The 26,917-nt window shown below is 47.7% G+C and carries 28 protein-coding genes; 3 read left to right on the top strand and 25 right to left on the bottom strand.

The window, feature by feature from the left end:
• Window positions 1-47 precede the first annotated feature (47 nt).
• The 6 genes from AB4111_RS20605 to lspA form a co-directional block, all read right to left on the bottom strand.
• Window positions 48-842: a response regulator transcription factor gene (locus AB4111_RS20605; RefSeq protein WP_442033020.1), complete on the bottom strand. Its 795-nt coding sequence runs from the start codon at window positions 840-842 to the stop codon at window positions 48-50.
• Window positions 832-2,604 carry a cache domain-containing sensor histidine kinase gene (locus AB4111_RS20600; protein ID WP_442033019.1) on the bottom strand — a complete coding sequence of 591 codons (1,773 nt, stop codon included), beginning with the start codon at window positions 2,602-2,604 and terminating at the stop codon, window positions 832-834. Before AB4111_RS20600 ends, AB4111_RS20605 begins: the two co-directional genes overlap by 11 nt.
• A gap of 326 nt (window positions 2,605-2,930) precedes the next feature.
• Complete coding sequence (locus tag AB4111_RS20595; protein ID WP_210109338.1) at window positions 2,931-3,758, bottom strand: carbohydrate ABC transporter permease; 828 nt, start codon at window positions 3,756-3,758, stop codon at window positions 2,931-2,933.
• The gene (locus AB4111_RS20590) at window positions 3,758-4,624 is read right to left on the bottom strand and encodes a carbohydrate ABC transporter permease (RefSeq protein WP_036606633.1); all 867 of its coding nucleotides are present in this window, start codon (window positions 4,622-4,624) and stop codon (window positions 3,758-3,760) included. The genes AB4111_RS20595 and AB4111_RS20590 overlap by 1 nt, the downstream gene beginning before the upstream one ends.
• A gap of 24 nt (window positions 4,625-4,648) precedes the next feature.
• Window positions 4,649-5,839: an ABC transporter substrate-binding protein gene (locus tag AB4111_RS20585; protein ID WP_442033290.1), complete on the bottom strand. Its 1,191-nt coding sequence runs from the start codon at window positions 5,837-5,839 to the stop codon at window positions 4,649-4,651.
• 311 nt (window positions 5,840-6,150) lie between these two features.
• Window positions 6,151-6,642 carry a signal peptidase II gene (lspA, locus tag AB4111_RS20580; RefSeq protein WP_442033018.1) on the bottom strand — a complete coding sequence of 164 codons (492 nt, stop codon included), beginning with the start codon at window positions 6,640-6,642 and terminating at the stop codon, window positions 6,151-6,153.
• Between the two features lie 225 nt (window positions 6,643-6,867).
• Between lspA and AB4111_RS20575 the strand changes: the two genes are divergently transcribed.
• Window positions 6,868-7,347 carry a heme-degrading domain-containing protein gene (locus tag AB4111_RS20575; protein ID WP_442033017.1) on the top strand — a complete coding sequence of 160 codons (480 nt, stop codon included), beginning with the start codon at window positions 6,868-6,870 and terminating at the stop codon, window positions 7,345-7,347.
• Window positions 7,348-7,418: 71 nt separating this feature from the next.
• On the opposite strand, the gene AB4111_RS20570 is transcribed toward AB4111_RS20575, so the two are convergent.
• From AB4111_RS20570 to AB4111_RS20490, 17 genes are all read right to left on the bottom strand, one after another.
• On the bottom strand, window positions 7,419-8,396 hold the full coding sequence (locus AB4111_RS20570) for a permease prefix domain 1-containing protein (RefSeq protein WP_210109340.1): 978 nt from the start codon (window positions 8,394-8,396) through the stop codon (window positions 7,419-7,421).
• Window positions 8,397-8,402: 6 nt separating this feature from the next.
• Window positions 8,403-8,732: a PadR family transcriptional regulator gene (locus tag AB4111_RS20565; RefSeq protein WP_017691704.1), complete on the bottom strand. Its 330-nt coding sequence runs from the start codon at window positions 8,730-8,732 to the stop codon at window positions 8,403-8,405.
• Window positions 8,733-8,904: 172 nt separating this feature from the next.
• Window positions 8,905-9,852 carry a nucleoside hydrolase gene (locus tag AB4111_RS20560; protein WP_036671600.1) on the bottom strand — a complete coding sequence of 316 codons (948 nt, stop codon included), beginning with the start codon at window positions 9,850-9,852 and terminating at the stop codon, window positions 8,905-8,907.
• A 243-nt stretch (window positions 9,853-10,095) separates the two neighbouring features.
• Window positions 10,096-10,500 (bottom strand): DUF350 domain-containing protein, encoded by a 405-nt coding sequence (locus AB4111_RS20555; protein ID WP_017691702.1) that lies wholly within the window; start codon window positions 10,498-10,500, stop codon window positions 10,096-10,098.
• On the bottom strand, window positions 10,482-11,891 hold the full coding sequence (locus tag AB4111_RS20550; protein ID WP_442033016.1) for a glutathionylspermidine synthase family protein: 1,410 nt from the start codon (window positions 11,889-11,891) through the stop codon (window positions 10,482-10,484). Before AB4111_RS20550 ends, AB4111_RS20555 begins: the two co-directional genes overlap by 19 nt.
• A 4-nt stretch (window positions 11,892-11,895) precedes the next feature.
• The gene (locus AB4111_RS20545; protein WP_192135170.1) at window positions 11,896-12,180 is read right to left on the bottom strand and encodes a hypothetical protein; all 285 of its coding nucleotides are present in this window, start codon (window positions 12,178-12,180) and stop codon (window positions 11,896-11,898) included.
• Entirely contained in the window at window positions 12,180-12,602 is a 423-nt protein-coding gene (locus tag AB4111_RS20540; RefSeq protein ID WP_442033015.1) for a hypothetical protein, read from the bottom strand. The genes AB4111_RS20545 and AB4111_RS20540 overlap by 1 nt, the downstream gene beginning before the upstream one ends.
• Before the next feature lie 439 nt (window positions 12,603-13,041).
• Entirely contained in the window at window positions 13,042-15,036 is a 1,995-nt protein-coding gene (gene abc-f / locus AB4111_RS20535) for a ribosomal protection-like ABC-F family protein (RefSeq protein ID WP_442033014.1), read from the bottom strand.
• A gap of 97 nt (window positions 15,037-15,133) precedes the next feature.
• Window positions 15,134-15,295 (bottom strand): hypothetical protein, encoded by a 162-nt coding sequence (locus AB4111_RS20530; RefSeq protein ID WP_442033013.1) that lies wholly within the window; start codon window positions 15,293-15,295, stop codon window positions 15,134-15,136.
• A gap of 113 nt (window positions 15,296-15,408) precedes the next feature.
• Window positions 15,409-15,693 (bottom strand): YesK family protein, encoded by a 285-nt coding sequence (locus AB4111_RS20525; protein ID WP_442033012.1) that lies wholly within the window; start codon window positions 15,691-15,693, stop codon window positions 15,409-15,411.
• A 191-nt stretch (window positions 15,694-15,884) separates the two neighbouring features.
• Window positions 15,885-16,793, bottom strand: a complete 909-nt coding sequence (locus AB4111_RS20520; protein ID WP_442033011.1) for a ketose-bisphosphate aldolase — start codon at window positions 16,791-16,793, stop codon at window positions 15,885-15,887.
• Between the two features lie 54 nt (window positions 16,794-16,847).
• Window positions 16,848-17,939 carry a PTS fructose transporter subunit IIC gene (locus AB4111_RS20515; protein ID WP_442033010.1) on the bottom strand — a complete coding sequence of 364 codons (1,092 nt, stop codon included), beginning with the start codon at window positions 17,937-17,939 and terminating at the stop codon, window positions 16,848-16,850.
• A 16-nt stretch (window positions 17,940-17,955) separates the two neighbouring features.
• A complete protein-coding gene (locus tag AB4111_RS20510) occupies window positions 17,956-18,273 on the bottom strand; it encodes a PTS fructose transporter subunit IIB (protein WP_124116715.1) in 318 nt (105 codons plus the stop codon).
• Window positions 18,274-18,330: 57 nt separating this feature from the next.
• On the bottom strand, window positions 18,331-18,795 hold the full coding sequence (locus tag AB4111_RS20505; RefSeq protein WP_253441736.1) for a PTS sugar transporter subunit IIA: 465 nt from the start codon (window positions 18,793-18,795) through the stop codon (window positions 18,331-18,333).
• Entirely contained in the window at window positions 18,758-20,785 is a 2,028-nt protein-coding gene (locus tag AB4111_RS20500) for a BglG family transcription antiterminator (protein WP_442033009.1), read from the bottom strand. Before AB4111_RS20500 ends, AB4111_RS20505 begins: the two co-directional genes overlap by 38 nt.
• Before the next feature lie 296 nt (window positions 20,786-21,081).
• A complete protein-coding gene (locus tag AB4111_RS20495) occupies window positions 21,082-22,080 on the bottom strand; it encodes a glycosyltransferase (protein WP_442033008.1) in 999 nt (332 codons plus the stop codon).
• A gap of 18 nt (window positions 22,081-22,098) precedes the next feature.
• Window positions 22,099-23,082, bottom strand: a complete 984-nt coding sequence (locus AB4111_RS20490) for a phosphotransferase family protein (RefSeq protein WP_442033007.1) — start codon at window positions 23,080-23,082, stop codon at window positions 22,099-22,101.
• A 160-nt stretch (window positions 23,083-23,242) separates the two neighbouring features.
• Here AB4111_RS20490 and AB4111_RS20485 point away from each other — a divergent pair, with 160 nt between their 5' ends.
• Both AB4111_RS20485 and AB4111_RS20480 read left to right on the top strand, forming a co-directional pair.
• Window positions 23,243-23,833, top strand: coding sequence for a TetR/AcrR family transcriptional regulator (locus AB4111_RS20485; protein WP_442033006.1), 591 nt, complete (start codon window positions 23,243-23,245; stop codon window positions 23,831-23,833).
• Between the two features lie 306 nt (window positions 23,834-24,139).
• The gene (locus AB4111_RS20480; protein WP_442033289.1) at window positions 24,140-24,721 is read left to right on the top strand and encodes an NAD(P)H-dependent oxidoreductase; all 582 of its coding nucleotides are present in this window, start codon (window positions 24,140-24,142) and stop codon (window positions 24,719-24,721) included.
• A 385-nt stretch (window positions 24,722-25,106) separates the two neighbouring features.
• Here the strand turns inward: AB4111_RS20480 and nikE are convergent, their stop codons facing one another.
• Together nikE and AB4111_RS20470 are read right to left on the bottom strand one after the other, a co-directional pair.
• A complete protein-coding gene (nikE, locus tag AB4111_RS20475) occupies window positions 25,107-25,907 on the bottom strand; it encodes a nickel import ATP-binding protein NikE (protein WP_442033005.1) in 801 nt (266 codons plus the stop codon).
• A gap of 169 nt (window positions 25,908-26,076) precedes the next feature.
• Window positions 26,077-26,883 (bottom strand): ABC transporter ATP-binding protein, encoded by an 807-nt coding sequence (locus AB4111_RS20470; protein ID WP_442033004.1) that lies wholly within the window; start codon window positions 26,881-26,883, stop codon window positions 26,077-26,079.
• Between the last annotated feature and the right edge of the window lie 34 nt (window positions 26,884-26,917).

The raw sequence follows: 26,917 nt of genomic DNA, 5'->3' as shown, positions 1-26,917 counted from the left end.
ATCCCCATAAGACTAGGATTATTTGGTAAAACTCCACTATTTTGAGGTTATTCGTTACCGCGTACAGTTAAGGAATGACGATATTTGCTTGGGCTAAGCCCCTCCAGACTTTTAAATACCGTGATAAAATACTTATCCGTCTGATAACCTACCTGTTCCGCAATTTCCGAGATGGGCATAGTCGTCTGCACAAGCAACTTCTTCGCGCGTTGAATGCGTTTACGGGTAAGGTATTCACTAAAATTGATGCCGATCTGTTCCTTGAACAACACACTGAAATAACTGGAGTTTAGGTGGAGTAAATCAGCGATTTCTCGCATGGTCACATGTTCACCCAGATGCGTATCCACATAAGTCAAAGCTTCACTGATCTGGCTATTGAGCCTCTGCTCCCTGCGCTCCTTAACATCCAGCAACTTGGGGTCCACCAGTTCCTGCATCGTTTGAATACGCCGCTGTTGTTCGCTGAACTTCAAGGCTTTCTCGACGGTCTGCAACAGTTGTTCCTTATCAATCGGTTTCAACATATACTCCACGACACCCAGCTTAATGGCCTGTTGGGCGTACTGAAAATCGGCATGTCCTGACATAATCAGAACAGCAGGCTTGTTCGAAAAATGCTGAATGGCTTCAATCAGAGACAACCCGGAGATTTCCGCCATGCGAATGTCCGTTATCAACAGATCTGCTGGCTGTTTTCTGAGCCACTCCACGGCCTGAGCACCACTTTCCGCAGTCCGGATGTGATTTCGCCCTGCCGACCACCCCTCCAGTGTCTTGCGAATCCCCTCTCTTGTACGTGGCTCATCATCAACAATAAGAATCGTTTTGTCATGAATCATATGCACCCTCCGTTCCCATGGGAATCTCAAAGCAAATGACGGTTCCTTCCCCCACCTTACTTGTTAAAGAGAGCTTGCACCGTTCGCCAAGTTGGCTACCAAAATAGAGCTTCAGCCGCCGATGTACGTTGATCAGACCTACGCCTGACCCCTTGTTGGATACAGCGGGACCACCATCTAAAGCATGAATGACAGATTGAAGCCGTAATTCATCCATACCGGGACCATCATCCCTAACCTCAATACGAACCAGGTCTCTCTCGGTCGAAGCATCCACATGGATGCTTATCTTTCCCGGTCCCAGTTTACTTTCAATGCCGTGGAGAATCGCATTTTCCACCAAGGGCTGTATAAGCAGTTTCGGAATGGGGACCTTACGAACCGCATCGCTCAGCTCAATCTCCCATTGCATTCGATCTCCCAACCGCATCTGCATAATTCGAAGATAACGCTCTGCGTGTTCCAGTTCGTCGGCAATCGTAACCCATTCATCCTGCTGCGAACTGGAGATCGTGTAGCGAAATAATCGGGACATCGCCACAACCATACGTGCCATCTCCTCATCTCCCTTTTCCTCAAGAGACCAATAAAACGCCTCCAGTGTGTTGAATAGAAAATGGGGATTAATCTGAGACTGCAACGCCTTCAGCTCAGCCCGGGACTGCATGACTTCCTTCTCATGAACCGCGCGGGTCAATTCGTTCTGCCTGTAGACCATCTGGTTATATACGTCATTGAGTTCATTGATCTCCATCGTAGAGCTAACCATTAGATTAGGCCTCATGGCTCCCGGCTGTGCACTACGCATGGCCCGCATCAGGCGTATGAGCGGACGTGTAATCATCGTGGAGAGAAAGAAAGACATGATCAGGAACAGAACAACACCAATGATTCCCGAAACGAGAAGCGCCGTCCTCAGGATGGATACTCCTTCCGTTGTCTCCCGCAGCGGAGTCAGCACAGCAAGTGTCCATCCCGTTAATTCAGACTTTTGCCGGACGACGATATAGGATTCCTCTCCGTTCTGCACGACGGATTCGCTGTCCAATATGGCTTTTGGATCGAGATTAATCTCCAGATCGGAAGTCACCACTTCGCCTGCCCCATCCAAGAGCATGATTGAGTCCTGTGAACCATCTGCCCCATTCGAATCATTCAATTGAAAAAAACTGCGCTGCATCCGCACCACCACATAGCCTCCATGTTCAAAAGAATGGTCCAGCAGGTTTATTCGCCGAATAGCCAGAAGCACACCCGGATCTTCAGGGTCATCGCCTGCCCATACCAGTCTGCCTTTTCCTTCATCCGCCAGGCTGATCCAGTTGCGCTCCACTCTGAGATCGAGGGATCGGTCATCCATGGGAAAGATGCGGTTATAACCCGTAGTGTATATCTCCATACTCTGCGCACCATTGATGAAAGACTGATAACTGCCTGCAATCTGCAAGAGAGCTTGACGTTGATTAAAGGTGGCCGGGTTGCCTTGCTTCTCATCGCTGAGCAGACGCTGCACATAGGAATCATCCGCCACCTGGGCGGTCAGCGAGTTCACTTGTGCAATGAGTGCATCCAATCTGCCACTGGCTTGGACGGCGGTTTGATGAATATGTTTCTCTGCATTGCTTTTCAACAAAGCAGCTACCCGATCATAAGCCGATATGCCTGCGAGCAGCAGAACAACAAGCATCACCATAACGAAACCAATGAAGATCTGATTGCGGAGTGAGTTAAAATGTCCTTTTTTCCTATGCAACTTTCCCATACTCCTCTCTTTTTTGCATGTAAAAGAACCCACCACTTTACGCCCGTGCTCTTGAGGACTGGGTACAAACGATGCCGGATTTATCTACGTATTCAGTTTTACTTATTAAAGCGCTTGCAAAAAAACCAGAATCCCCTTTTCTCATCGTCTTTGTTTATCGATTAAACTAACGACTAAAAAATAGCATAGTTTTACAGGTTAATCAATCCTTCTGGCAGTTCCCAAACGGCAAATGACAAAGATCAAAAAAGAGAGGGGACTCTTAGAGTCCACCTCTCTTGGTTCATATCCCTTCACACCTAATCTTTTCTTTAGCACATTTTCGGTTATTTTACAGACCCTTGTGTAACCCCGTTGATGATCCACTTCTGTGCAAACAGGTAGATGATAATCATTGGCAGCAACGCGAGCAAGTAGGATGCAAACGCAAGGTTAAACTCGGTATTGAACTGTCCTTGGAATACATACTGTACCAGCGGCAGCGTGTATTGTCCCGGGTCACTGATAATAATGAGTGGCAGCAGGAAGTCGTTGTACGTTGACAGGCAGGTCAGAATACCAACCGTGGCACTGATCGGTGCCATGAGCGGGAAAATAATTTTCCAGAACGTGCCCCAGGTTGTCGCCCCATCCACAAAAGCCGCTTCCTCCAATGCCACCGGAATGGACCGGATGTATCCAACGTACACAAATACGTTGAATGCCAGACCATAGACCGTATGCAGCAGGATCAGACCTACCAGGTTCGTCATCTCCAGCGATGCGGTCAGCTTAACAATCGGCAGCATGATGATCGGGAACGGAATGAACATCGCACTGACGAAGTAATAATAGAGTCCTTTGAAAAACTTGCGTTTCTCCATATTCCGCGCAATCGCATAGGCCACCATGGAGTTACTAAGTAACGTCAAAAGCACGGTTGAGGCGGTAACGATCGCACTGTTACGGAACGATTGGAAGAAGTTCGTCATGTCGATGGCTCTTGCGAAATTCTCCCAGTGAAAAGTTGTCGGAAGGGCAAAGACCGATTGGGCCATCTGCTCCGGATTTTTCAAAGCAATCGTAACGGTCATATACAAGGGGAACAGGATAAACAGGGTACCCAGCACAACGAGCAGCATAACGAGCCAATTGATTCGTGTACGGCTTCTCATTACAGATCCATCTCCCTTCTTTGCAGGAACCGGATTTGCAGAATTGAAATCACCGCAATAACGATGAAGTAAATAACCGAGTTCGCAGATTGATATGCATATTCGCCGCCTTCAAATCCTCCGGTGTAGATCAGATGGGAGATGGACTGCGTCGCCCGTCCGGGACCACCGTTGGTCAAGGCTACGATTTGGTCGAAGACCATCAGCGAGTTTTTCATCGCCAGCACCATATTAATGGTGAAGAACGGGGCAATAAGCGGGAATGTTATGCTCCAGAATTCACGCCATTTGCCTGCACCGTCGAGGTTGGATGCCTCGTACAGTGTCGTTGGTATCGTTTGCAGACCAGCCAAATATAGAATCGTATTCAGAGCCACGGATTGCCATACGGCAACAATGACGATACCGATCCAGGCCAGACTTTCGCTACCAAGTATGTTCGTAGATAGTGCGTTGATGCCCAGATTTTGTCCCCAGATCGGGAATACATTGGAGAACAGGTAGTTAAATATGTAACCTACGATCAGCACACTCAGGATATTGGGCAGGAAATAGATGCCGCGGAAAAAGTTACGGAACTTGATCTTGGCATTCAGCCCGAGTGCAATGAGCAGGCTCAGAATATTGGTCAGGATCGTTACCACGATCGCGAATTTGAACGTAAACCAGTAGGCGTTACCTACATTGTCGTCCTGGAACAAGTTGAAATAGTTTTTGAAGCCAACAAAATCATACTCTTTCCCGAATCCGTTATAATTCGTAAATGAATAATAGATGCCCTGGAGGGCCGGCAGTGTCATAAATACAAAGAACAATACTACCGCCGGAACCGTCATCCAGTAATAAGGTGCGATACGCTTGTTCATACTCCATCCTCCTTCAGACAAGGCTTAGCGCCGATTGGCAACCTTGTCCCATTCTTTGTCGAGTGTATCTAGATAGTTGTCGATGTTTTGGTTCTGCAAAAAGGACTGTACGATGGAATTCAGCTGCACCGCAGCCGGAATATAGTGATCGGCAAAGTCTACCACCTTGCCCTGCTCGATATAAGGCATCAATTCCTGCACGGCAGGATCATCCTGCTTCACATCTTCGACCGCAGAGAACAGCGTCTGTTCGTCAATGTATCTTCCGATATTTTCAGGCTTTAACAGAAACGCAATAAACGTCTCTGCCTGCTCGCGATTAGGCGTGTCTGCCGCAATGGTAAACAAGGAGTCGATCCCGTTCACCAGCTTAATCTCGCTTGCATCGTTGCCCGTTGGGAATGGGAAGAAACCAATGTCTACATTTGGGTTCGCTTTACGAATCTCTGAGATGGCCCAGGTTCCCTGGATGTACATGAAGGCTTCACCGTTAGCAAAAGCGCGGTTACCGTCCGAATAAGCTTTACCAAAGTTATCGCCGTGACCGTACTTCATGAGCTCCAGCTGTTTCTCAGCAACCTCTCCATATTTCTCTTTGAACGTTACCTTGTTATCGCGCCGTTCCTGATAGAAATCAATGCCGACCAGATTGGAGGCAAGTGCATTGAACGGCAGGCTTGTCTGCCAGTCATCCTTATATGTGAAGTAAAATGGAATTTCGCCCGCATCCTTAATCTTTTGAGCAGTCGCAATTAGTTCATCCCACGTCTTGGGCACGTCCAATCCCATTTCCTTAAACAAGGTTTTGTTGTACATGATGCCGTTTGCATTCGTCGCGTAAGGAATACCCGTCACTTCGTCCATACCTGTGAGATCATTAAGCATTTGTATGTAGTTCGGATCAATCGTCTGGAGTAAGGAGCTGTCCGTCAGATCGGTGAAAATATCACTCTGGGCCAGAATGGAATAGGTGTCGGTTGCCCCCATGGCCATAATATCCGGAATATCATTTTTGACAACACGTGTCTTCAATACAGTCTCCGCATCTGGCGGATTCACCTGTGTCACCTGAATATCGTCATGCTCCGCATTAAACGTTTTGATCAATTCGTCAAAGGTTGTTTTGGCTTCAGGCTTGTTCTGGAAAAATTCAATCTGCACTTTGCCATTCGCGCTATCCCCACTGGTACAGGAAGCTAGAAGTACAGCCATCATTCCACATAGCAACATTGTCCCGAGAGCCTTGGTAAGCGTTGTTCTCATGTTGTACCTCCCTCAGCTTTATATACGTAAAGATTTACCCATTCAGGTGGTGAAATAACCATTTGGTTAATCCTTCCACAAACTCATACTATGAGCGTTGGCTATACAAGCCTTTATTATTCCTAAAACGGTTTCGATAAAAATGAATCAAGGCATTTCTTCCCACGACTCGAATTGGGCGTAACAAAAAGGACACTGGATGATATCCAATGTCCTTATTTATTAAGCTAATATTCACCCACTATACAGTTTCTATCCACGTGTTACGAACGCTCAACTTTTGGCAAGGCATTGCGTAAACGCTTGGCTCGATAGCTCTTAAACGCACGAATCAACATGCCAATGATAATCATGACAACACCGATGTTAATTGCGACATCAGCGAGATTCAAAATCCCGCGTCCTGACGGAAATACGAGGAAATCCGTTACCCGGGCATAGATAAATCGATCGATCGCATTTCCTAAAGCCCCTCCGACCATAAAACCCGCGCCAGCTTGCATCCAGAAACCGCGAATCTCACCTTTACTCCGGTAATACAGCATGCCTGCTATGAACAGAACAGCAATCGCACCGAACAAACGCGCATTCCCCTGAAACATGCTGCCCGCCATTCCACTGTTCTCGTAATGCTGTAACTGCATGCCCGAGTTACCCAGTCTCATGACGTCGCCAACCTCCATATACATCCTCACTGCAATCTTGGTCCCCTGATCCACTAAAGTCACCAGCAGTGCTACAAAATAAAACAGCATCGTGCTTCTCCTCCTGCCTACTGAGCGCTAACTTATTTTAACTTTAAGAGTTTTGTATATTAGGTTACCTTCACTTTAACACAGCTGATGTACGGTCTCCAAATGAGCCATCCCCAGCCATACATATAGCGTCCAGTAACATGGTCCAGTCGCACTTGGAAGGTACTGTCCCCATTCATGTCGAATGTAGACATCAATCATATATGTAAAGGGGATGCCTGTAATTTGAACCTCACCTTGATCGAAAAATTAAAGGAAATGAAACAGGAAGAAATAGAATTGGTATTTGGCACATTTGGTTCTGAAACGGCGCTTAACCTTGGCCTGCATCTGGTTGAAGAAGCGAAGCGTCGTTCACAGGCCGTGACCATCGACATTACCCTGAAGGGACATCGTCTCTTTTTGCATGCGATGGAAGGAACTCATCCCGACAACGAGGACTGGATTCGACGTAAAAACAACGTGGTGAATCATTTTTCCTCCAGTTCTTGGCATACCGCCCTGCGTTTGAGAAACGAGAACCAGACCCTTGAGCATAACTTCAATCTGCCTTCATCGGACTATGTACTGGCTGGTGGCGCTTTCCCGCTGATTCTCGAAAATGAGGGACAGGTCGGCACCATTACGGTATCGGGTCTGCCTGATGAGGAAGACCATGATCTAGTCACGACAGGAATTCGCTCGTTTTTGTTGCAGCAAGGGTAGATTAAACGTGTAAAAAAGCCCACCTGATCTATATAGTAGATAGGTGGGCTTTACTATCCAAAGCAGCATGCTCAGGACGGATTTTTGCTTCTCATAATATGGTACACATTGCTAAAGCTGCCGGAGAGAATACCGGTAATCGGAAATATGGCCCAATTGATATCCCACCGTTGATATACAAAGCCTGTGAACAAGAAGATGGCTGTCGCCAGCGGCCATACAATCGCTTCCACGGCTCTCACAACCTTGACCTCCTGCTTCTTCTCTACCGTCAACTGGTGCTTCTCCAGCAAGTTTGTGTAAGCCCCCTGAATATTACCGTAATATACAAACAGGAATACTCCTACCCCAGCCATGACCATAAAGGCAGATACACCATAAGAGGCGTAGTTATCATTGATAGAAGAGGCTGCGAAAATAAACACAGGAGACAGAATGCACAGGCAGACACCCGTAATGATGGCTATACGGTAAGTTAGAGCAAAGCTCTCCCGACTATGCTGAATACTCATTTTAAGTGTATAAGGAAGTTGGAAGCCCTTCTCCATATAATTGAAGCGTTCCAGCTTCATACCGCTGTATATGAACATGCCTACCGCAATGGCAATCAATACGAACATGCCGATCAGGCCTAGTACAGCGCCCGTTTCCACCGAACGGTTTGCAGCTGAAATGGCATAGTTCTCAAATAAGGCATCCATGAAAATTAGAAATGCCACACCTGACGCGCACAATAAAACACCCAGTCCAATCCAAAATCCAGCATTTCTCTTCGCAGTGGTATATGCGTAAATCTCTTCTTCCGTTAACACAGGTACTGTCTCTTCCGGGCTGACTGGCTGAATACCGAGTTCGGCTGTTAACTCCTCGATGTTACCAAATTCCGAGATCACAATGCCGATGGCTTCATTCTCCGACTTGCCTTCTCGCTTCAATTCCAGGTATTTATCTTCCATCCCCGAAAGGAGCTCCTGCTTCAGATGTTCCACCTCAGGTGTCTTCGGCAGACCAACAAACATGTTCTCCAGATACACCATAATTGTCTCCATGTTCCGTCACAACTCCCTGATAAATAAATTAACAACCTCCTGCGTAACCTTCCATTCCTCACACTTTTCTCTGTAATAGTCGAGGCCGGGCGGCGTAATCCGGTAATAAGTACGACGCTTCCCCAAACTATTCTCATCCAGGTAAAACGATTCAATATAACCGTTCTTCTCCAATCGGGTGAAGGCCGAGTATAATGTCGTTTCCTTCATGACGTACTTTTCCTCTGTCAGCTGTCTGATGTTCTTGGAAATCTCGTAGCCATACGACTCCCCTTCGAGCAGCATGTAGAGGATCAGCGTATCATTGTAGCCACGTATAACGTCACTGCTGATCACAAAAGATACTCCTCCTCGTTACTTCATCTGTCGTAGTAGTTGAAGTATAGCACAACTTACTACGACAGGTGAAGTAGTTATTCTAAAAATGGGCAATAAAAAATCCGTACCTATTACAGGTACGGATTCATCAGGAATGCTATGCTGTTCATTGAAATGCTAAGTCGCTCAATTATTGAATCGCTGAGAGCACATCCAGAAGCATCGATTTGAACTTCGGCCGATCAATGGCTTCACAGACACGTACATTCGGCTCTTTGCCAAAACGTCCGTTAATATCAACCACACTGTATCCCCGTGTCAGCTCTCCTGCCGCTTCGACATCCACATAATACTGACCCGACTTGGTCATGATGGATTCATCTGCGGCAACAGCCATTAACAACGTATCGGGATGAGTAGTACCATTCAGCTTATGTACCGACTTGTTGAACTGCATAACCACTTTGTTAATTGCGGTGAAGAAATCAGCACCCGATGTACCGAGAGCTGCAATCTCTGCATGATCGTCATCGTCCATCACTGAATATTGCGTACACATCTCCCAGCCAACCATCGTGATCGGAATGCCCGCATGCAGTACAATTTTCGCTGCTTCCGGGTCTACGTAGAAGTTATACTCCGCCGCCGGGGTGATATTGCCCAGTGCATTATTTGTTCCGCCCATGATGTACAGGTGAGCAATCTCTGGAATAATCGTTGGGTCTTTCTGAATCGCCATGGCAATATTGGTCAGCGGGGCAATTGCCAGCAGTTCAATTTCACCTGGATGTGCATGCACCTTCTCAATGATAAAATCAACCGCATGCCCGCTCTCGGGACGCTGATCCGCCTTCGGGAAATGCGCGCCGCCCATGCCATCATCGCCATGCACGTCTTCCACTGTACGGTGCTGAGCTTTACCGTAGGCCATTAGCGGACGCTCGCATCCTTTATACACAGGCACCTTGCCGCCATGTCCAGCAACCTGTACCGTGTACAGGGCATTTTCAACCTCTTGGTCGAATTGTACGTTACCGCCCGTAATGGTGATGCCTTCCACCTGAAAGTGATGCAATGCCGTCAGGATCGCAATCGTATCGTCTCCTGCTGTATCTGTATCGATGATGACTCTTCTCATGATGCCGCGCTCCTTCTTCCGTTTAATTTTCATTTAGAACAAAAATACCACATTACACTTAATAACTCTGCGTACAGAACAATCTTATGATCGCTGTTACCCTCGGAATTTTTTTATACCTTCTCAAAGGTAAAAATCCGATGATAAAGGCGAACGCTTCGCTTCTCCAGATTTTTTCTGTCCTCTTCGTTTATGTGTAAGCACTATATTCATTCTAAATTATCGTTTATCTCTAGGTATATTTTACATCAAAAATGTACCGATGACGATGGAAACGCCGATGATAATGGAACGCAGCAGCTGTGCTACCGCCATATTTCCTCGTGCAATTTCGTCACATACCCGCATTTTTGGAATCAGGAAATCAAATATAATATAGACCAGGCACAGCACAATAATTCCAAACGCCGACCACAGCAGCATATCCAACCACGAATGCGTCGAGAAAGATACCATGCCCACAATAATACACAGTCCCAACAATTTGCTGCCCATGTACATGCCTGCCGCTTCGTTCCCTTTCGCGATCTCCTCACTATCGTTATACCGGGTCAATTTGCTAAAAGCGAAATATCCACATACCAATACCACCAGTAGAATGCCCACACCTACCGCCACATTCACGAGGTTCAATCCCAAGTTCTCCATTCCTTCTTCTCCTCCTCATCATTCATCCGTTCACAAACTGTAGCCGCGCAATAATAGGCCATATCTCCGGTTACTTTCTCTCCGACCCTGGGTAACAACCCAGCCAAACGCCCACCGATAACAAACACCCCTGTAAGCAGATAGCCGCTGTACGCGCCATCTTCCGTCTCGATTACGACCTGCTCCATCGGGACCAGCTTCTGATAGATTTTGGGCTGGTTATTGTAGTAGGCCTCAACTTCTTCATCCTCGTCTTCTTGGAGTGTATCTGCCGTTCTCACGGTTAGAGGGGATTCCTCCAGCTCCGTAAGCCTCTGATGATCCAACTTCTGCTGTACTGCATTTCCATCCAGCAAAAGAGTTCCTCTGCCTTCGCGTCCCCAATAACTTTTGGCTACATATGGCATGGCGTTCAGCTCGAAGGGTTCAGCCGAAAAATAAGTTGGCAGCAGATATCGGGAAATGACGTCCATCTCTGTATCATCAAAGAGCGTAAAACCACAATATTCCGGGGTTTGCTCATTACGCTCGTAGAGCGACCAGATCGCCGCCATGAAACCTTTGCTCTGCATCAGTACATGCTGAACGGGATTCATCAGGCCCAGTCGTCCCTCCCGTACAAGATCAAGCAGTGCAGCCCCAATGTCCACCCCTGTTGTCTCATCCCGATCATCAACTAGATATTCCAGTGGATAGAGGCGGTAGAGCAGATTAATCTCCCGACCTTTATGGTAAAGCGCCTCTCCCGGAACAATCTCCAGTTCCTCCAGCGGAGCATAACAGGCTTCGTATCCAGCTTCCCGGCAACGCTTCATCAGGTACTCGGTATTCGTTCGATCTTCGATATGTTCCCCAAAAGAAGTGAACGTCACGGGGCCCTGTAACCCCTGCGCTGCATAAAATTCCAGCCACATTCTGAAGCATTCCCGAATACACGTATCCATCTCCGCAGATGGTGCAGTCAACGCAGCATTTCCTGCAAGGCCGACCAGGATACCTTCCAATGCAGCGGCCTCTGGTATACCCGTAGGGGTGTCTGTATTATTTTCAATACACTTCGGTCCAGCTTCTCCAATAATCCAGTCCTGGCGGGTAATCCCTCCAGTCACCATCTCCATACGTGCCGCCGGAATAAGCCCGGGATGGATACCCAATTGATGCTCCAAAAAAGAATCCGGCATATATTGCTGGATAAATCGCATCACTTTACAGTAAATGCCGTCTACCGCCTCGGCTGCGGCACGCAGCTTTTGTACCTCCGAGGGAGAATAGACCGTCAATGCAGGCACACAATACTGCTTCCCATACATTCGATGATATGGAATCTGTTGTTCCGTTTCGCCCTGAAATACTTCTTCGTGACTAAACGGTAGTTGAACCACTTGCCTCATCCGGTTATCCTCCCGAACTGCGGAAGAAGCTACCAAAGCCGCTTGATTTGGACTTGGATTTGCTATAGGAGCTGTTACTGTCCTTATTGCTTCGATACGACGACCCGCCGTAGTAGTAGTGCCCACTGCTAGAATCATATTCACATCCGGTATCATACTCCGGGTCACATTCATCATTGTTGCTGCCGCAACCGGATAACACGGCAGGAACCGCCAGCATCAGGGAGAAAGCAACCAGCTTCGCTTTTGATCCGGGTTTCGATGCTTGCCCCCGCTCTTGCTCACTCATCACAGATCCACCTCTTTCATATAAAACAACACTTTCTTGCGATCCGCATCCAGCACGGAATACAGGAACTCATAAGTCTTGCCATCCCGAACGATATAATGGTCGAGCAGTTGCTCGGCAAGCTCCATCGTATAGGCGGATGACGCTGTGCGTTCCAACTCCTGAAATGAACTTCCATTCCACAACATATACTCTGCGCTGTACATGGAAGACATTTTGCACATCGCCAGCGCAGCATCCGCAATGGCTGCACCGTACTCGTCCGGCATCTGTTGCTCATACGCCGTCACGTATACCGCATGTTCACGTCCATCCTGGCATTCATTGGACAGATGCGCCCAGAGTTTATTTTTCACCAAGGTGGCATCCACCAGTTTGCGCATGAACAGTTCATCTCGTGTGACTGAAGTCTGTTCAAGCACCCCCGTCTCCGCCTGTCGATCATCCGACCAACTCCGATACGTCAATGAATAATAGATACCGATAACCTCCCCTTCTGTAAGCTCTTAGGTGAGCCGTTTCAATTCATACAAACGTATTTAACGCGCGAGAAGGTAAAAAGTTACACTAGTGAATCAATTTCATAATACCTTTAGCTGCTTCAATCCAGGCTATATATAGATCAAAACGGTTTATTTTGTCTATATATAGTTACAAAACTCTATTTTTTGTGAGTTATGAAATTGATTCTATTCACCATGACATGTAAAAATGAGAACAGGTTGTCGCCACGTTCTTGAATCAACAAAGCTTGAAAAAACAAGCAGATTCCACGTTTGGTATGTCTTAACCCCGTGTCAAAAAGGCCGGAGAAGATTCTCCGACCTCGTTTGTTCCATCTTATGCTCATGCCATTCGGACCTATAACTCAGCCCACTGGGCCAATACATCATTATATTCAGCGGACAATTGCTCGCGATCATGCCAGATTTGTTCCAGTTCAAGCGGATTGTTCTGCCCCGTTTCCAGCTGTTGATCCAGCGCCTGAATCTGTGCCTCAAGACGAGCCAAAGTCTGTTCCAGCTTCTCCGCAGACGGTTGGTTGCCATTGCCACTTCTATCGTTCGCTGCAGTTGCTACCGAGGTAGCTTCTGGCTTCTTCCCTGATCGAACAGTCCCGCTTGAAGCTGTGGTCATACCTGACTTCATCTCTGACTTGGCTTTTCCGCCAGATGGAACGGCTCCCCCCGCTGTACTCTGACCTGTCGCCGCCGCACGAGCTTGCAATTCAAGCTTCTTCTCGCGATACGCCTCATAGTCTCCCAGATAAGCGGTCATTTGCCCGTTCTCCAGTTCCCAGACACGGGACGCCAGGCGATTGACGAAGTATCGATCATGCGAGATGGCAAGCACGGTTCCTTCAAAATCAACCAGTGACTCTTCCAGCGCTTCTCTTGATGCGATATCCAGATGGTTGGTCGGCTCATCGAGCAGCAGTACATTGGGTTTGCGCTGCACCAGCAGAGCCAGCCGCAGGCGCGTCCATTCCCCGCCGGATAACTGTCCCACTGCGCGGAATACATCCGCTCCATAGAACAGGTATCGAGCCAGAATCCCGCGTGCTTCGCCTTCCTCCACGCCCGCTTCCAGACGGAAGTATTCAAGCACATTCAGCTTCGGATTCGTAGGTTCCTCCTGTTGAGCCAGATACCCTACATCCACGCGAGCCCCCCACTCCAGCTTGCCCGTATTGGGTTGCTCGTCTCCAAGCAACAACTTGAACAGGGTCGTCTTACCGGAACCGTTCCGACCAATAAGAGCAATCTTGTCACCATATTCCAGCAGACCCGAGATCCCGCGTAGAATTGCACGCGAGCCATAACTCTTCTCCACTTGTTCCAGGACCACAACCCGTTTACCTGTTCGATCCGTAGGACGCACATCGAAGTCGGCATTGCGCCGCTCCAATATGGGACGCTTCACCTGTTCCATCCGTTCCAGTGCTTTGCGCATGGAAGCGGCCCGCCGGAAGAATTTTTCATTGCCACCAACTCGGCCCCACTCTTCCAGCTGGCGGATCGTTTCCTTCATTTTTTTGATCACCTTCTGCTGCTCCTTGAACTCCTCGAATTGCTGCAACAGACGCTGTTCTTTCACTGCCATATATTCCGTATAGCCCCCCGCTGCCGATAGCGCCTCACCATCCTCCAGCTCCAGCGTTCGATTCACTACCCGATCCAGAAAGTAGCGATCATGCGAGATCAGGACAATGGTGCCGGAGTATTCTCGTAAAAATCCTTCCAGCCACTCCACCCGCTCCAGATCGAGATGGTTCGTCGGCTCATCCAGCAATAACAGATCGGGTTTTACGATCAGCTGCGAAGCCAACACCACCCGGGTCTGTTCCCCACCGGACAGTGAACCGAAGCGCCATTCATAATGCGCATTAGCGATATCCAGACCGTCCGCCACCTGATCAATGCGGGCATCCATTTCATATCCACCCTCACGCTCAAACTGTTCTTGCAGCGCCGCGTAGCGTTTCAAGAGGCGCTCCAATTGATTAGGGTCTGCAGCACATGCCGGATCGGACATCTGCTGCTCCATTTCCTTCATTTGCGAGCGACATATCATAAGCTCCTTGAATCCAAGGCTCAGCACATCCAGTACGGTATGGTCATCCAGTCCTTCCGGAACCTGAGCTACATATCCCATTCGTGTATCTTTTTTGATCATCAATTGCCCTTCATCTGGCTTGTTCATTCTTGCCATCAGGCGCATAAGTGTGGTCTTGCCGCTTCCGTTGCGGCCGATTAAGGCAACCTTGTCACCTTCCATAATTTCAAATGTAATACCGTCCAGCACCAGATGTGCTCCGTGGTATTGAGTCAGTTGTTGCGCGTTAATCATTATCATAATAAGGTTCCTCCTATAGTTGGAAGATCCTGACCGCAACACAAAAAGAGCCGCAGGAGGTTAGCTCCGCGGCCCTTCAGAATTCAAGCAATATCGCTTATCGTCCGAATGAGGTCAAGGCAGGCATCTTCTCGTACATGTTAACTTCCGTATATTCATAATTGGACAGACTTCTCCCGTTGGTCAGAAAAGTATGAACAATGCCAGCCATAGCAATCGGCAGCTGGCTAATACGGTTGTTAAGCATCTCGTGATTCACCTGTCTTCACCTCCCTTGTCATAATTAATGTCAATATATCACAGACGAATGCATTCCTGCAACCATCCCATCGCCCAATTCATCCTTACTGCACAACAGCTTTACTGCTGGATCTAGTTCCCGCCCCGTCGCCGAAGCACCACATCTCTGATTGCCACCGTAATAAGTGTTAACATTCCCGCAGTACCGAGTGACACACCGAGCAACGCATATCCGATGCCATTCCAGCCGCCAATATGAATGCTGATCATAATTACAACGGCACCGCCAAGCAAGGCTACACATGGCAATATATACTGAACCCATGTCATTCGCCGTCCTTGTAAACGGTAGATCAACCATTCAATCAGCAGCAATGCGAGCCAAACAAGGAGTGTCAATATAATAAGACCTTTCACTCATGCTCCCCCTCCTTCTTCACACATTCTCCGAATACATATTGACGCTGAGCATTCTGATACGTGTAGATTTTATCACATAATGAAGCCCACTACTCACGATAAATGAACTTCGTGAATAGCGGGCTTCAGGGAGGCTCCGAGAGATGAAATGAGAATCGTTCTTCGGGTGATTTTCTCCGCCAGCAGGCTTAGTAAAGGCTCACACTTTCAGCCTGACGTTGCTCATAACGCAGCCCTTTATACAAGTCTGCTTTGCCCGCGGAATTGAACAGATTCATTTTATAACGAATGACGTTCTGAGCCTCAATAATGCAGTCTGGATAAATGGCATTAGGGTCCCATAATTCCGTAGTGCTTAGAATTTCACGAGCTTTATTGAAGTATGCATGTTTCATATCGCTGGAAATATTGATTTTACAAATACCTAGTCGAACGGAGTCGGAGACCTCCTGATCAGGGTTTGCAGACCCCCCGTGCAGAACAAGAGGGATGTCTACCAATTGATTGATTTCTCTTAGGATTTCCATTTGCAACTCTGGTTTAATATGTTTGGGATAGATACCATGGGCTGTACCGATGGCTACGGCTAACGTGTCGATCCCCGTACGTGTCACAAAATCTTCTGCCTGGGCCGGGTCCGTGTAAGTTACCACCGATACGCCGCCTTCGATAGAGTTACCGGTCTGCCCAATCGTTCCCAATTCCCCTTCAACAGAGACGCCGACAGCGTGTGCAATTTCTACCGCCTGTTTTGTAATAGCCACATTGTCTTCATAAGGGAGCAGGGAACCGTCAATCATGACGGAGGTGAATCCACACTTGATCGCCCGGATGATATCAGCAATGGACCCGCCATGATCCAGATGGATCACCAGTGGAACATGGCTGGCATGTGCACGCTGGCGGGCATATGCGAAGAACTCATCCGTCAAAAATTCAAGTTCCGTGGGGTGGATGGCGATGATCGCTGGAGAATTGGAATGTTCGGCCTCCTCAATCACTGCTCTCAAAAATGTACTATCTGCCACGTTAAATGCTCCCACCGCGAATTGGTGTTCCTTGGCTACTTTAAGCAATTCCTTCATCGTAATCAACATGAGATACATCTCCTTTGGATAATTAATTTGTAAGCGTTATCTATATGAAGGGTGCTACTCCACTTTGAACACAATGTCATCGAAGGTTACGCTCTCGTCTTCGGTATCGTCGAATTCTTCATCCATCGCCGTAACGGGCTTCTTTAATAAAGATAGGGTTGCACCGCAGATTCCAGTTCCTATAAGAAGAGATAACATAAACAGCCATGGATGGGTGAAGAGGGGTACAACGAATAGTCCCCCGTGTGGCACTGGAGCCTCAACGCCCCAGATCATAATCAACCCACCAGCTACCGCTGAGCCGATGACACAGGAAGTGACCACCCGGATCAGATCCCTTGCCGCAATCGGAATGACACCCTCCGTGACCATGCATATTCCCATCGGAAATGCGGCCTTTAACGATTCTTTTTCTGCTGCCGTATATTTGTTTCTCGTCAGGAAATACGATAGGGTAATCCCCAGTGGTGGAATAATGGAGCCGACAAACTTGACAGCCTCAGGTCCATAGATACCTTGGACTAACATCCCATCAGCAAATAGTGACATCGTTTTATTCACAGGCCCCCCGAAGTCAAAGGTGGCCATCAAGCCCAGAATGGCACCTAAAACAAATTTGGATCCTCCCTGCATCGATTCAAGAACATGGGTAAGACTGTCCTGTAACCAGACAATCGGTTGACCAATGACCAGAAAGATACCCAAACCAGAGATCAGTGTGGCTAGAAACGGAATAACAAGAACAGGCATTAATCCTTGCATGGACTTTGGCAACTTCACATATTTACGGATACCGAGTACGACATAACCCACCAGAAATCCGCCCAGCATGCCACCAATGAACCCTGCTTGAATCTGACTGCATATAAAACCAACAATTAATCCTGGAGCAATTCCGGGACGGTCCGAGATCGAATAAGCAATCGCTGCGCAAATTAAAGGGACCACTAGCCCCATGCCCCAACCGCCGATCTGATTAATCATATACGGAATGGTACCCTCCGCCTTGCCCACATCGGCTCCTCCCAGAATTTGACCCAGCGCGATACACAACCCTGAAGCAACGATCAGAGGAATCATGTAGGAAATGCCTGTTAACAGATGACCTTTGATGACTGAACCTGCGTGATTGGATTTTGCGCTCATCGCCCTGCCTCCCTTGTTATGAGGATACCCCTAAAGACTGCTCCACCTTTTCAATGAATTTAATCGGGGCTTTAATGACCGTCTCGGTTTTGACTCGAATGATCCGTTTGCCTTTGAACCTTTCTTCTCCACCGATTTTGATATCGGCAGCCACAATGACAACATCAGCTGCCCCGATCTCTTCCCTGGAAAGCTCGTTTTCTGTTCCTATGGTGCCTTGGGTCTCTACTTTGATCTCATGACCACGCGCTTTTGCACCTTTAATCAATTTTTCCTTGGCAATATACGTGTGGGCAATACCAGCAGTGCACGCGGCTACGGCTACAATGTTCATCAGAATCCCTCCAAATGATTTATCGTGCTCCATATTAAAATCCTGAATTGCCATGTTTTACGATACGCTCTCCCTGCTAGCAAACAGCTCCATAATCTGGACCGGGTCCGGCTCATGCATCAAACGCTCCAAAACCTCTTCATCAGCAAGCATACTGGCAACCTGGACCAACAGCTTCATGTGGGTTGTATTCCGATCTACAAGCCGTACAGCAAACAGAATAACGACATGGACAGGTTTGCCGTCCAAGGTCTCCCATTCAAGTGGGTGCTCTGTTCGCCCGATGGTGAGGGAGGTCTTGAGGACCGCCGCCGATTTGCCATGAGGGATCGCTACGTGGTTCTCCAGGCCAGTCTGACCTTCTTCCTCTCTTAAATAGACGTCCTTGATAAACTCTTCTTTGGAGGAAAGGGCTCCTTCCTTTGCCAGCAAATCCGCTAATTCCTCGATGGCTTCATCTTTGGTTCGTGCTTTTAGATCCAGCTTAATCAACCGTTCGTTGATAATCTTGGTTATATCCATAATCTTTCTCCTCCTGATCGTGCTTGGACTGTAATATCTCGAAAAGCTCCTGTGGTGTAGTTATTCTCATGATCTGTTCATACATGCGCCTGCACATCAACAAACTCTGTATTTCTATCAGTAACTCAGTTAGTGGCCCATCATTAAGGAAAGCGATTACAATTTCCAGTTTACATTTGGCCCTTTCGCCTTGAATGACGTTAAAACCGACGATCGGATTAACGTTCACCTCACCGCGAATCAGGAAAACCGACAAATTTTTATTCAACTTGGCCTCGGCAAATGTCCGGTTTTCCGGATTAGCATCTACGTGTTGGAGTATGGATGCACACAGCTTCAGACTGGATGTTGTACCTTCTGCATATTGTTCCTTCGTATTCGTTTCAATCTGAACATAAGATGGGTGGAAGTACGCCCTGAGCAGCGGAAACGAAAACACCCTGTTTTGATGTTGATTCAACCCCTCCTCGTTAAACTTCGCCTTGATCAGGCTGACATCCGTGTCATTTAAAAGCGCCGAGACATACACAACTGGCAAGTCATGATGCTCCAGTTTCACGGTTGAAATAATCAGATCAATATCCGTCCAATCCTCCATCCGCTTGAACCAGCTTGTCGAAATGACATCAACGACTTCCCATTCAGGAAATGAACGATTAATCCGGCTTTTCAGCAAATGAGATGTCCCTATTCCAGTGGAACAGACCAGAATAACTCTTTTCTTTTTACTGCTTTTCTCAATGGATGCCTGAAAATAAAGGACCAGGTAACTTATTTCATCATCACTAAACGAATTCAACCCGCAGGCTTGGGTCAAGGGCAGCATCCCCAAACGGACCAGAGAGAAAATCTCGGCATACGCCTCACGTATATCCTCCAGCAGAGGATTATTAATGGAAATGTTGTATTTAAGACGATTCAGCATCGGTTTGAAATGAATGATCAGACCCTTATACAATTGTTCGTCTGTTGTGAGATCACGCCGGATCATCCCGGATACAGTCTGAATTAATTCCTTGACCATCGCTTTAGACTCTGGACAAACCTTGTCCATCAGACCTGACAACTCAAGATTAAGGGACGGAATACTCATGCCTGAGGAGATCAGATATTGATAGATGAAATAGATCTCTTCACTTGGTAATTCCAATCCGCATAGCTCACTGATTTGTTGGGCCATGGCTTTTGCGATGGAATACACATGAGGGTCAGTTACGGGATGATCAGGAATGCCATCAGCCAATCGAATGACCTTGCCACTCTTCAGTCTGCGGATACAAATCAGCAGGTGAGTCAGCAGGTTGATATAGTAGGGATCGCCTATGGTATATCCTAATTGCTGCTCGGTTTCTTCCAAAATACGTTGAATCCCCTCAACTGAATCGCAGCCAAAATGTTCTATCAATTCAACTCGTGTATTGCCATCAATCCGGAATTCATGCTCTTGTTCTCCTGCCCGTTCTTCACTCACAAGTTCATGAATGAGAGAGGCCATGGCTTTGCGAATGTTAATCTCTGAACCGATCAAACGGGTGCCGAGTTGGCTTTTTTCCAGTCGGAGCTCAAAGGGTTCAATTCGTTCTTCAATAGCCTTGAGATCATTCACAATTGATGCCTTGCCGATAAAGAATTCTTCTGACAGTTTGTTAATCGAGGTTTCCTCAGGAGAATCATATAATAAATTTGTCAATATTTTGATTCTTCTTGCCTCTACGGAAAGGGTAGAGACCACCCTTTTCCCCGAATTCCATTGCGTTCTCCTTAGCTCCATCGTCTGTTCCTGAGTTAAAGCCAGTGCAATACCTCTTCCCGGCTTCCGTTCGAGGCGAATCCCGCGAATGTGCAAATTGTGTTCCAAGGCGTTTAGTTCCCTGTAAATCGTTTTTTCCGACCAGTTCATCTGACCGGCTATTTCTTTGACCGGAACGAAATCCCTACGCTCCAATAGAAAATGCAAAATCTGATATTCCCTCGCAGATAGCGCTTTCATTGGGGATCACTCCTTCCTTACGCTCACAGCATAACACTCGTTTTTTTATTGTTAAATACTAAAATATGTCCATTTCATTCAGGTCAAATTAATATACCCCTCTGTTGATCGCTATCAGGGCCCCCGTTGATTCAGGTATAACAAAAAGGCTCCTGACCGGTTTATCTACCCGATTAGAAGCCTCTTAGCCATGTTTTCAATCCATGGACCGAATATGCTATCGTTGCTCGTCCTACTTTTGTTGCTCAAGTTGATTTAACGTGACCTCAAGCCGTTTATAGCAGGATAAATATGAATTACTTCAACCAATCGGAGAAAAAGTTCCGGTACCCTTCTTTCATCTTCGTGCGCGAAAAAGCACCAAAAGCATACTCCCGATTGTCTTCCGACACACTGCGCGGCGCTGCCACAGCCATGTTCACCAGTTCAAACCAGTTGTCCTCGTTGCCTGCAAAGGCATGCGTGGATCGAATGTGACCGTAGCAAGCGTGCTCCGGCTTCACAACCATTTTGCCCATCGCCATCGCTTCGGTCAGCGGCATTGCAAACGTATCAAAGGCGGAACAGTTCCAATAGACCTTTGCAGAATTCATCAACGTAAATATCTCATCCTGTGTGAGCGCAAATTTCAGCTTCACATTGGCAGGAATGTCGTACTTCTTCATGGTTTCCTTATAGCGAACACCGCCGAACACCATGTACACTTCCTTGTCCGGGTTCTGCCGCGCATATTCCAGCACCAGATCCGGTCGACGATTCGCTTCATCCCTACCAATCCAGAGCACCCGATTATGCACAACCTGGCTCGGGTCATAGTGCCGGTTCGCCAGCTCTTCGCTAAAGCCTATCGGGATGACGTTCACGTCATGTACGCCGAAATTGCGGCCCAGTTCTGTTTTCAAAAACTCGGTCTGCACAATTGCTTTGTCCACCATCGTATAAAATGGCTTCATCATCTCATATCCCGTCAGCGCGGGATCGGGGAAACTGTGCGGGAACAGTACACTCTTGGGTAGGAACATCTTCAAAAACGTAAACCCGGATACCGTGTAGATGACATGCTCTATATTTTGGCTATAAATCTGGTCCAGCACGATATCGTAGTTCACCAGGTCACCTTTCTCATGCTCATACCCCGGCAACCAGTCGTATCCGCTGACATGACGCTCCGGCGAGATGAACACAATCTCCACGCCCAGCTCCAGACCAATCTGCTTCAGCCGATCCGCAAATACACGCGGCCCCTGTGCTTCTGTGAATTGAATTTTACGCATAACAAGTCCGACTTTACGCAAGCTTCTCACCCCTCATTTCTATTCCTCACGCATCTGCTTCATGCACTGTTCCAGCGTCGCTGTCGTCTCAAGCCACTGGTTATTCAGCTGTTCCTTCGGCCATACACATTCCTCACTTCTCAGGTCACCATCAATCAAACGCAGCATCCAGAGGGAAAATACAATAGCATAGGCATTGTACCATCCTGCAAAAGAATCCCGTTCAATCTGCACGCCCAGGCTCTCTAGTTTGTCCAAATAAATGTCTATGACCCGCTCTCGCAAAGCAGGCGTAACCGTTCTGGGAAACAACGGATGCGAGAGATCTACCAGATGGTACATGTCCCACAGCGGCGTATTCAGATGGGCATGCTCCCAGTCCAAGACGACCAGCCTACCGTCAACTTCCGCCAGATTCCCGGGATGCAGGTCTCCGTGACACAGAACGGTAGGAAGTTCCTCCTCTGCTGTGAGAATCAACATGGCAATCTTGTCCCAATCCGATGAAGACAGCCGCATATCCAGCCTGGACAACAGGTCATCCGTAGATTGTCTGTGCATCTGCAACTCATCCAACATGGCGCGAATAGACGGTTTCTGGCCCACGCGAGGCAACTCGCTCCATTCCGTAACAGGCAACGCATGCCACATTGCCATATGCACCGCTGTGTTAAGCATTGTCACTTCTTGCGAATCATGCACCAGTTGCCCCAGATCCTCATAGATCATCCAGCTCTGTGCCGGTGCAATGGTAGGGTCCGACGTTGCAACAAGCTGCGGATAGATTGGGGGTAGACCAGACATCACACGCTCGTACATCCATCGTTCTCGTCCGTGCTGTGCAGGATTCGTCAGCGGTTTAAAAATATAACTTTCACCGGTAGGAACAGTGAATCGCTCCACATATCGTCCGTTCATTCCTTTATACAACTGTTCGCGGCTTGTTATATAGTGATCATTCAGCATTCCTTCGGGTGTCACCCAGCTATATGCATCCATCTCATCTTTCACGCAATCCACCATCCGTTTCGTTCTTCCTGCTGCTCCGATGTTGATTTCTATTCATCATACGTTGCCTCTCTCAAGCCTGCAAGCTTTGTTCGTAAGCGCTTATTCCATGTCTCCATTTAGAGTTTCAAAATTGCTTGTTGCATTTTAGTTAGTAATCACTTACTATACGATTATGAAGAACAAACCTCATGTAGATAGTAAAAAGAAAGATATTTTACAAGCGGCGATGCGCTTGTTTGCAACCAAAGGCGTTGACGGCATATCCGTCAAAGAGATCGGTGACGCCGCCGGAGTAACCGATGCGGCGATTTACAAACATTTTAAAAACAAAGATGCCGTTGCCCTGGAAGCCTTCACCCAATACTGCGCGGACTATACTTCACTGATTGACGGGTATGTTCGCCAGGAAGGTCCCGTGTTGGAGCGCTTCAAGCAACTGATTACCGAGGTTCTTCACCTGCACGATGAAGATCCCTATGGACTGCTGCTGATCTCACAGAATCATGAAATATTCATTGAAGCCGGAAGCAGTGAAGATTACCGTCAACCATTGGATGCGTTAATGGATCTGATCGATCAGGGAATGATGCGGGACGAACTGCCTCAGCAGGATTCACGGCTCACAGCCGTTCTGGTGATCGGCGCGATTACACGTATGGCGGTCTCGAGTATGCAAGGTGAATTGCCAGAGTTGTTGGTACCCTACACCGGGGAAACCGTTCACCGACTCTCATTGATGTTAGGGCACGTATCTCAGGAGTAATGGTAGAGATGGGATGAAGATAGAAATGGAGTAGCGGAGCGTAGGGAAAACTACGTGAGCAACTAAAATGTTTCCGAAGAAAACATACTTCGTAAGCATATGCTTATTCGGCTGAATCCCATATTCGATGCTGATAATGCCGTTAGGCATGATTCGTAATCAAAAGCGGACTTTTTGAACAACTTCTAAAAGAGAATCGTCAACATACCATCAGGATATACCGATGGATTACCGGGTCATACGTGACCTTTTCTTTTTGGACATGAGGTTAGTGTTCATTAACTAAAATAGTCAGGACGTGTCGTTATCATGAAGAAAATATTAATCATCCAAGGCAACCCCGTTTCCCGAAGTTATAATGGCGCAATCGCCGAAGCTTATCGTAAAGGCGCTGTACAGGCAGGTGCCGAGGTTCGCATGATCACCCTGAACGAACTGGAATTCAACATGAATTTAGAGGGAGGCTATCGTAATAAACTGCCGCTTGAACCGGACTTGCTAGAAGCACAAGAGGCGATTAAATGGGCAGAGCATCTCGTATGGGTATTCCCGATTTGGTGGGGAGGACCGCCTGCCCTGCTGAAAGGATTCGTTGACCGAATCTTCATGCCAGGTTACGCATTCAAGTACCAAAAAGGAAAACCTTTCCCGGATCAGCTGCTCAAAGGCCGTACCGCTCGCATGATCACCACGATGGATGGTCCGTACTGGTACTTCAAATGGTTCCAGGGTGAGCCCGCACATAAAATGATGAAAATCTCCACATTTGCACTCACTGGCATCAAGCCTGTACGCTTAACACCTGTAGATGTGGTGGGAAAACAGTCCGAGGAACAGAGAAAGAAATGGCTGGATAAGATTGAGCTGCTTGGTCGGAAGATGGGGTAAAAGATTTCTGCAAGAAATCCTCATCGGAAGTATAGGTTTCTCTCCAGATGTTCACCTTATAAGTTAAATCAAAAATCTGGGGATAAGCGTAATTCAAAGGTAGTCCTGTAATCCGAGTGGCCTAAGTGTAATTTTAGTTTAACTTATATCAGAAAGCAGGAAATGTGCCTATTCCCAGGTACAAAAAAAGGGTTGTCCCCTACGTCTTGTTCAAGGCGTAGGGGACAACCCTTTTAGCATTCATTTTAATTATGGTCTAACGAATCTTACACACGTTAATAGCTCCATTTCCGACAAGTCTTCCGTTTAACGAATCGTAGAAGCGTTATTCTCCCAATCTGTATGTGCTTTCGCAGGTTTTGGCAGGTTTGCACTCAAGCAACCATTACCCAAACGAAATACGACCCGAAGGATGCTCAGGTAAAATGGACGATACCAACTGCTGCACAGCCGGATGATCCGACTGCATGACTGAATCCCCGGCATCACCACTATAAATTAGCTTCCCCTGATCCATTACGGCAATGCGGTCACAGATCGTCATGGCAGCCCGAATATCATGCGTGATAAAGAGATACGATAACCCATACGATGCTCTGAGCTCTGCCAGCAAAGATAGGATTTGTGTCTGGTGCACCATATCCAGGCTGCTAATCGATTCGTCCAGTACGATTAACTCCGGCTTGAGCGCAATGGCTCGTGCGATGTTGACCCGCTGTAATTGGCCACCGCTGAACTGGTGCGGAAGCTTGCTCCCATCCTCTGGTGTAAGTCCGACCTGCTCAAGCAGTTGTCCAACCACACGAAGTTGTTCTTTTGCCGACAATCGCTCGTAATTATCCAGCGGCTCACCGATGATCTGCGCGGCAGTCATAAGCGGATTCACAGCCGAATAACAGTCCTGGAAAACGACTTGCAGATCACGTCGTAATCCCTTGAACACGGGTTTGCTGGATCGGTAGATATCCTGTCCTTGAAATAAAACCTGACCCTGGCTGGGCTTCTCCAGACCAAGAATGATTTTGCCCAAGGTACTTTTACCTGCCCCGCTCGTACCCAGCAGTCCCAGACAAACACCCTTTTCAATCGTAAGTGAAATGTCTGCCAGCACAGGAGGACGCGCTCCCGAACGATCCAGCCAATTACGTTTGCCATAGCTATGGCTTACTTCACGTACCTGAAGCATCAGGTCATCCTCCTCTCTTGTACTTGGCAGAAGCAATCATCTCCGAAGAAGACGAAATTACACATCATCACCATGACCATTCCACTCCTACGCTACCCACTCAAAATACAGTTCATACCCGCTCGCTCCACACATACACTCACTGAACGATTCAACTCACCTGTAATCGCTAACGCCCCAAAGACATACTAGGTCTAGCATTTAACAACATCCGGGTATACTCATGCTGCGGCTGATCGAACAGCTGGTATACATCTGCCTGCTCTACAATTCGTCCCTTCTGCATAACCGCGACTTCATCTGCCATTTGCGAGATCACACCCAGATCATGGGAGATGAGTATGATGGATGTGCCGTATTCCGTACGTAAACGATCCAATTCCTGAAGCACCTTGAACTGATTCACAACATCCAGTGCCGTCGTTGGTTCGTCAGCAATAACCAGGGCGGGTCGCAGACACATCGATATGGCGATCATCACCCGCTGCAACATACCTCCACTCAGTTGGAAGGGATATCGCTTCATCAGTTTAGCTGGTTCAGGTAAGTTCATATCTGCCAAGGCTGCAATCGCCCGCTCTCGGGCCGCTGCTTTGGACATTCCCGAGTGTGTACGCAAGGTTTCAATGAATTGAGATCCAATCGTATATACAGGTGTAAAAGCATTCATCGGATTCTGCATAATAAATCCGATGTCCTTGCCTCGGATGCGTCGCATCTCCTCACCTGACAACGAGCCCAGCTCCCGTCCATTCAGACGGATGCTGCCCGATACCTCCATCCTGCGCGGATCAAGCAGATGGAGCAGTGCGTTACACGTAACGGTCTTGCCGCTGCCACTCTCGCCGACCAGACCGAAGACACGACCTTTTTTTAATTCGAAATCAATGGGCGCAAGTAACGGGACGGAACCCTCCGCTGTTCTAAGATTCACTTGCAGACCTCGAACTTCGAGTACTTTCGCTGCATCATCCACCGTTACGTTCACCTCCGTGTGAGTTTGGTTCCGA

Source organism: Paenibacillus sp. 2KB_22 (assembly GCF_052115745.1).
Taxonomy (GTDB): Bacteria; Bacillota; Bacilli; order Paenibacillales; family Paenibacillaceae; genus Paenibacillus.
Note: the sequence above shows the minus strand (reverse complement) of the source record. Positions and strands in the feature narration are given on the sequence as shown.

Bases quoted from the DNA above. Each gene is read 5' to 3' on its own strand.
- AB4111_RS20500 (WP_442033009.1), bottom strand. From the start codon at position 20,785: ATGAAAGCGCTATCTGCGAGGGAATATCAGATTTTGCATTTTCTATTG.
- AB4111_RS20550 (WP_442033016.1), bottom strand. From the start codon at position 11,891: ATGAGGCAAGTGGTTCAACTACCGTTTAGTCACGAAGAAGTATTTCAG.
- AB4111_RS20600 (WP_442033019.1), bottom strand. From the start codon at position 2,604: ATGGGAAAGTTGCATAGGAAAAAAGGACATTTTAACTCACTCCGCAAT.
- AB4111_RS20520 (WP_442033011.1), bottom strand. From the start codon at position 16,793: ATGTTGATTACGATGAAGGAATTGCTTAAAGTAGCCAAGGAACACCAA.
- AB4111_RS20605 (WP_442033020.1), bottom strand. From the start codon at position 842: ATGATTCATGACAAAACGATTCTTATTGTTGATGATGAGCCACGTACA.
- AB4111_RS20555 (WP_017691702.1), bottom strand. From the start codon at position 10,500: ATGGAGAACTTGGGATTGAACCTCGTGAATGTGGCGGTAGGTGTGGGC.
- nikE (WP_442033005.1), bottom strand. From the start codon at position 25,907: ATGCTTCAGGTACGTGAAGTAAGCCATAGCTATGGCAAACGTAATTGG.
- AB4111_RS20505 (WP_253441736.1), bottom strand. From the start codon at position 18,795: ATGGATATAACCAAGATTATCAACGAACGGTTGATTAAGCTGGATCTA.
- AB4111_RS20590 (WP_036606633.1), bottom strand. From the start codon at position 4,624: ATGAACAAGCGTATCGCACCTTATTACTGGATGACGGTTCCGGCGGTA.
- abc-f (WP_442033014.1), bottom strand. From the start codon at position 15,036: ATGATAATGATTAACGCGCAACAACTGACTCAATACCACGGAGCACAT.
- lspA (WP_442033018.1), bottom strand. From the start codon at position 6,642: ATGCTGTTTTATTTTGTAGCACTGCTGGTGACTTTAGTGGATCAGGGG.
- AB4111_RS20585 (WP_442033290.1), bottom strand. From the start codon at position 5,839: ATGATGGCTGTACTTCTAGCTTCCTGTACCAGTGGGGATAGCGCGAAT.
- AB4111_RS20510 (WP_124116715.1), bottom strand. From the start codon at position 18,273: ATGAACATTGTAGCCGTAGCCGCGTGCACTGCTGGTATTGCCCACACG.
- AB4111_RS20595 (WP_210109338.1), bottom strand. From the start codon at position 3,758: ATGAGAAGCCGTACACGAATCAATTGGCTCGTTATGCTGCTCGTTGTG.
- AB4111_RS20545 (WP_192135170.1), bottom strand. From the start codon at position 12,180: ATGAGTGAGCAAGAGCGGGGGCAAGCATCGAAACCCGGATCAAAAGCG.
- AB4111_RS20570 (WP_210109340.1), bottom strand. From the start codon at position 8,396: ATGGAGACAATTATGGTGTATCTGGAGAACATGTTTGTTGGTCTGCCG.
- AB4111_RS20485 (WP_442033006.1), top strand. From the start codon at position 23,243: ATGAAGAACAAACCTCATGTAGATAGTAAAAAGAAAGATATTTTACAA.
- AB4111_RS20560 (WP_036671600.1), bottom strand. From the start codon at position 9,852: ATGAGAAGAGTCATCATCGATACAGATACAGCAGGAGACGATACGATT.
- AB4111_RS20515 (WP_442033010.1), bottom strand. From the start codon at position 17,939: ATGAGCGCAAAATCCAATCACGCAGGTTCAGTCATCAAAGGTCATCTG.
- AB4111_RS20490 (WP_442033007.1), bottom strand. From the start codon at position 23,082: ATGGTGGATTGCGTGAAAGATGAGATGGATGCATATAGCTGGGTGACA.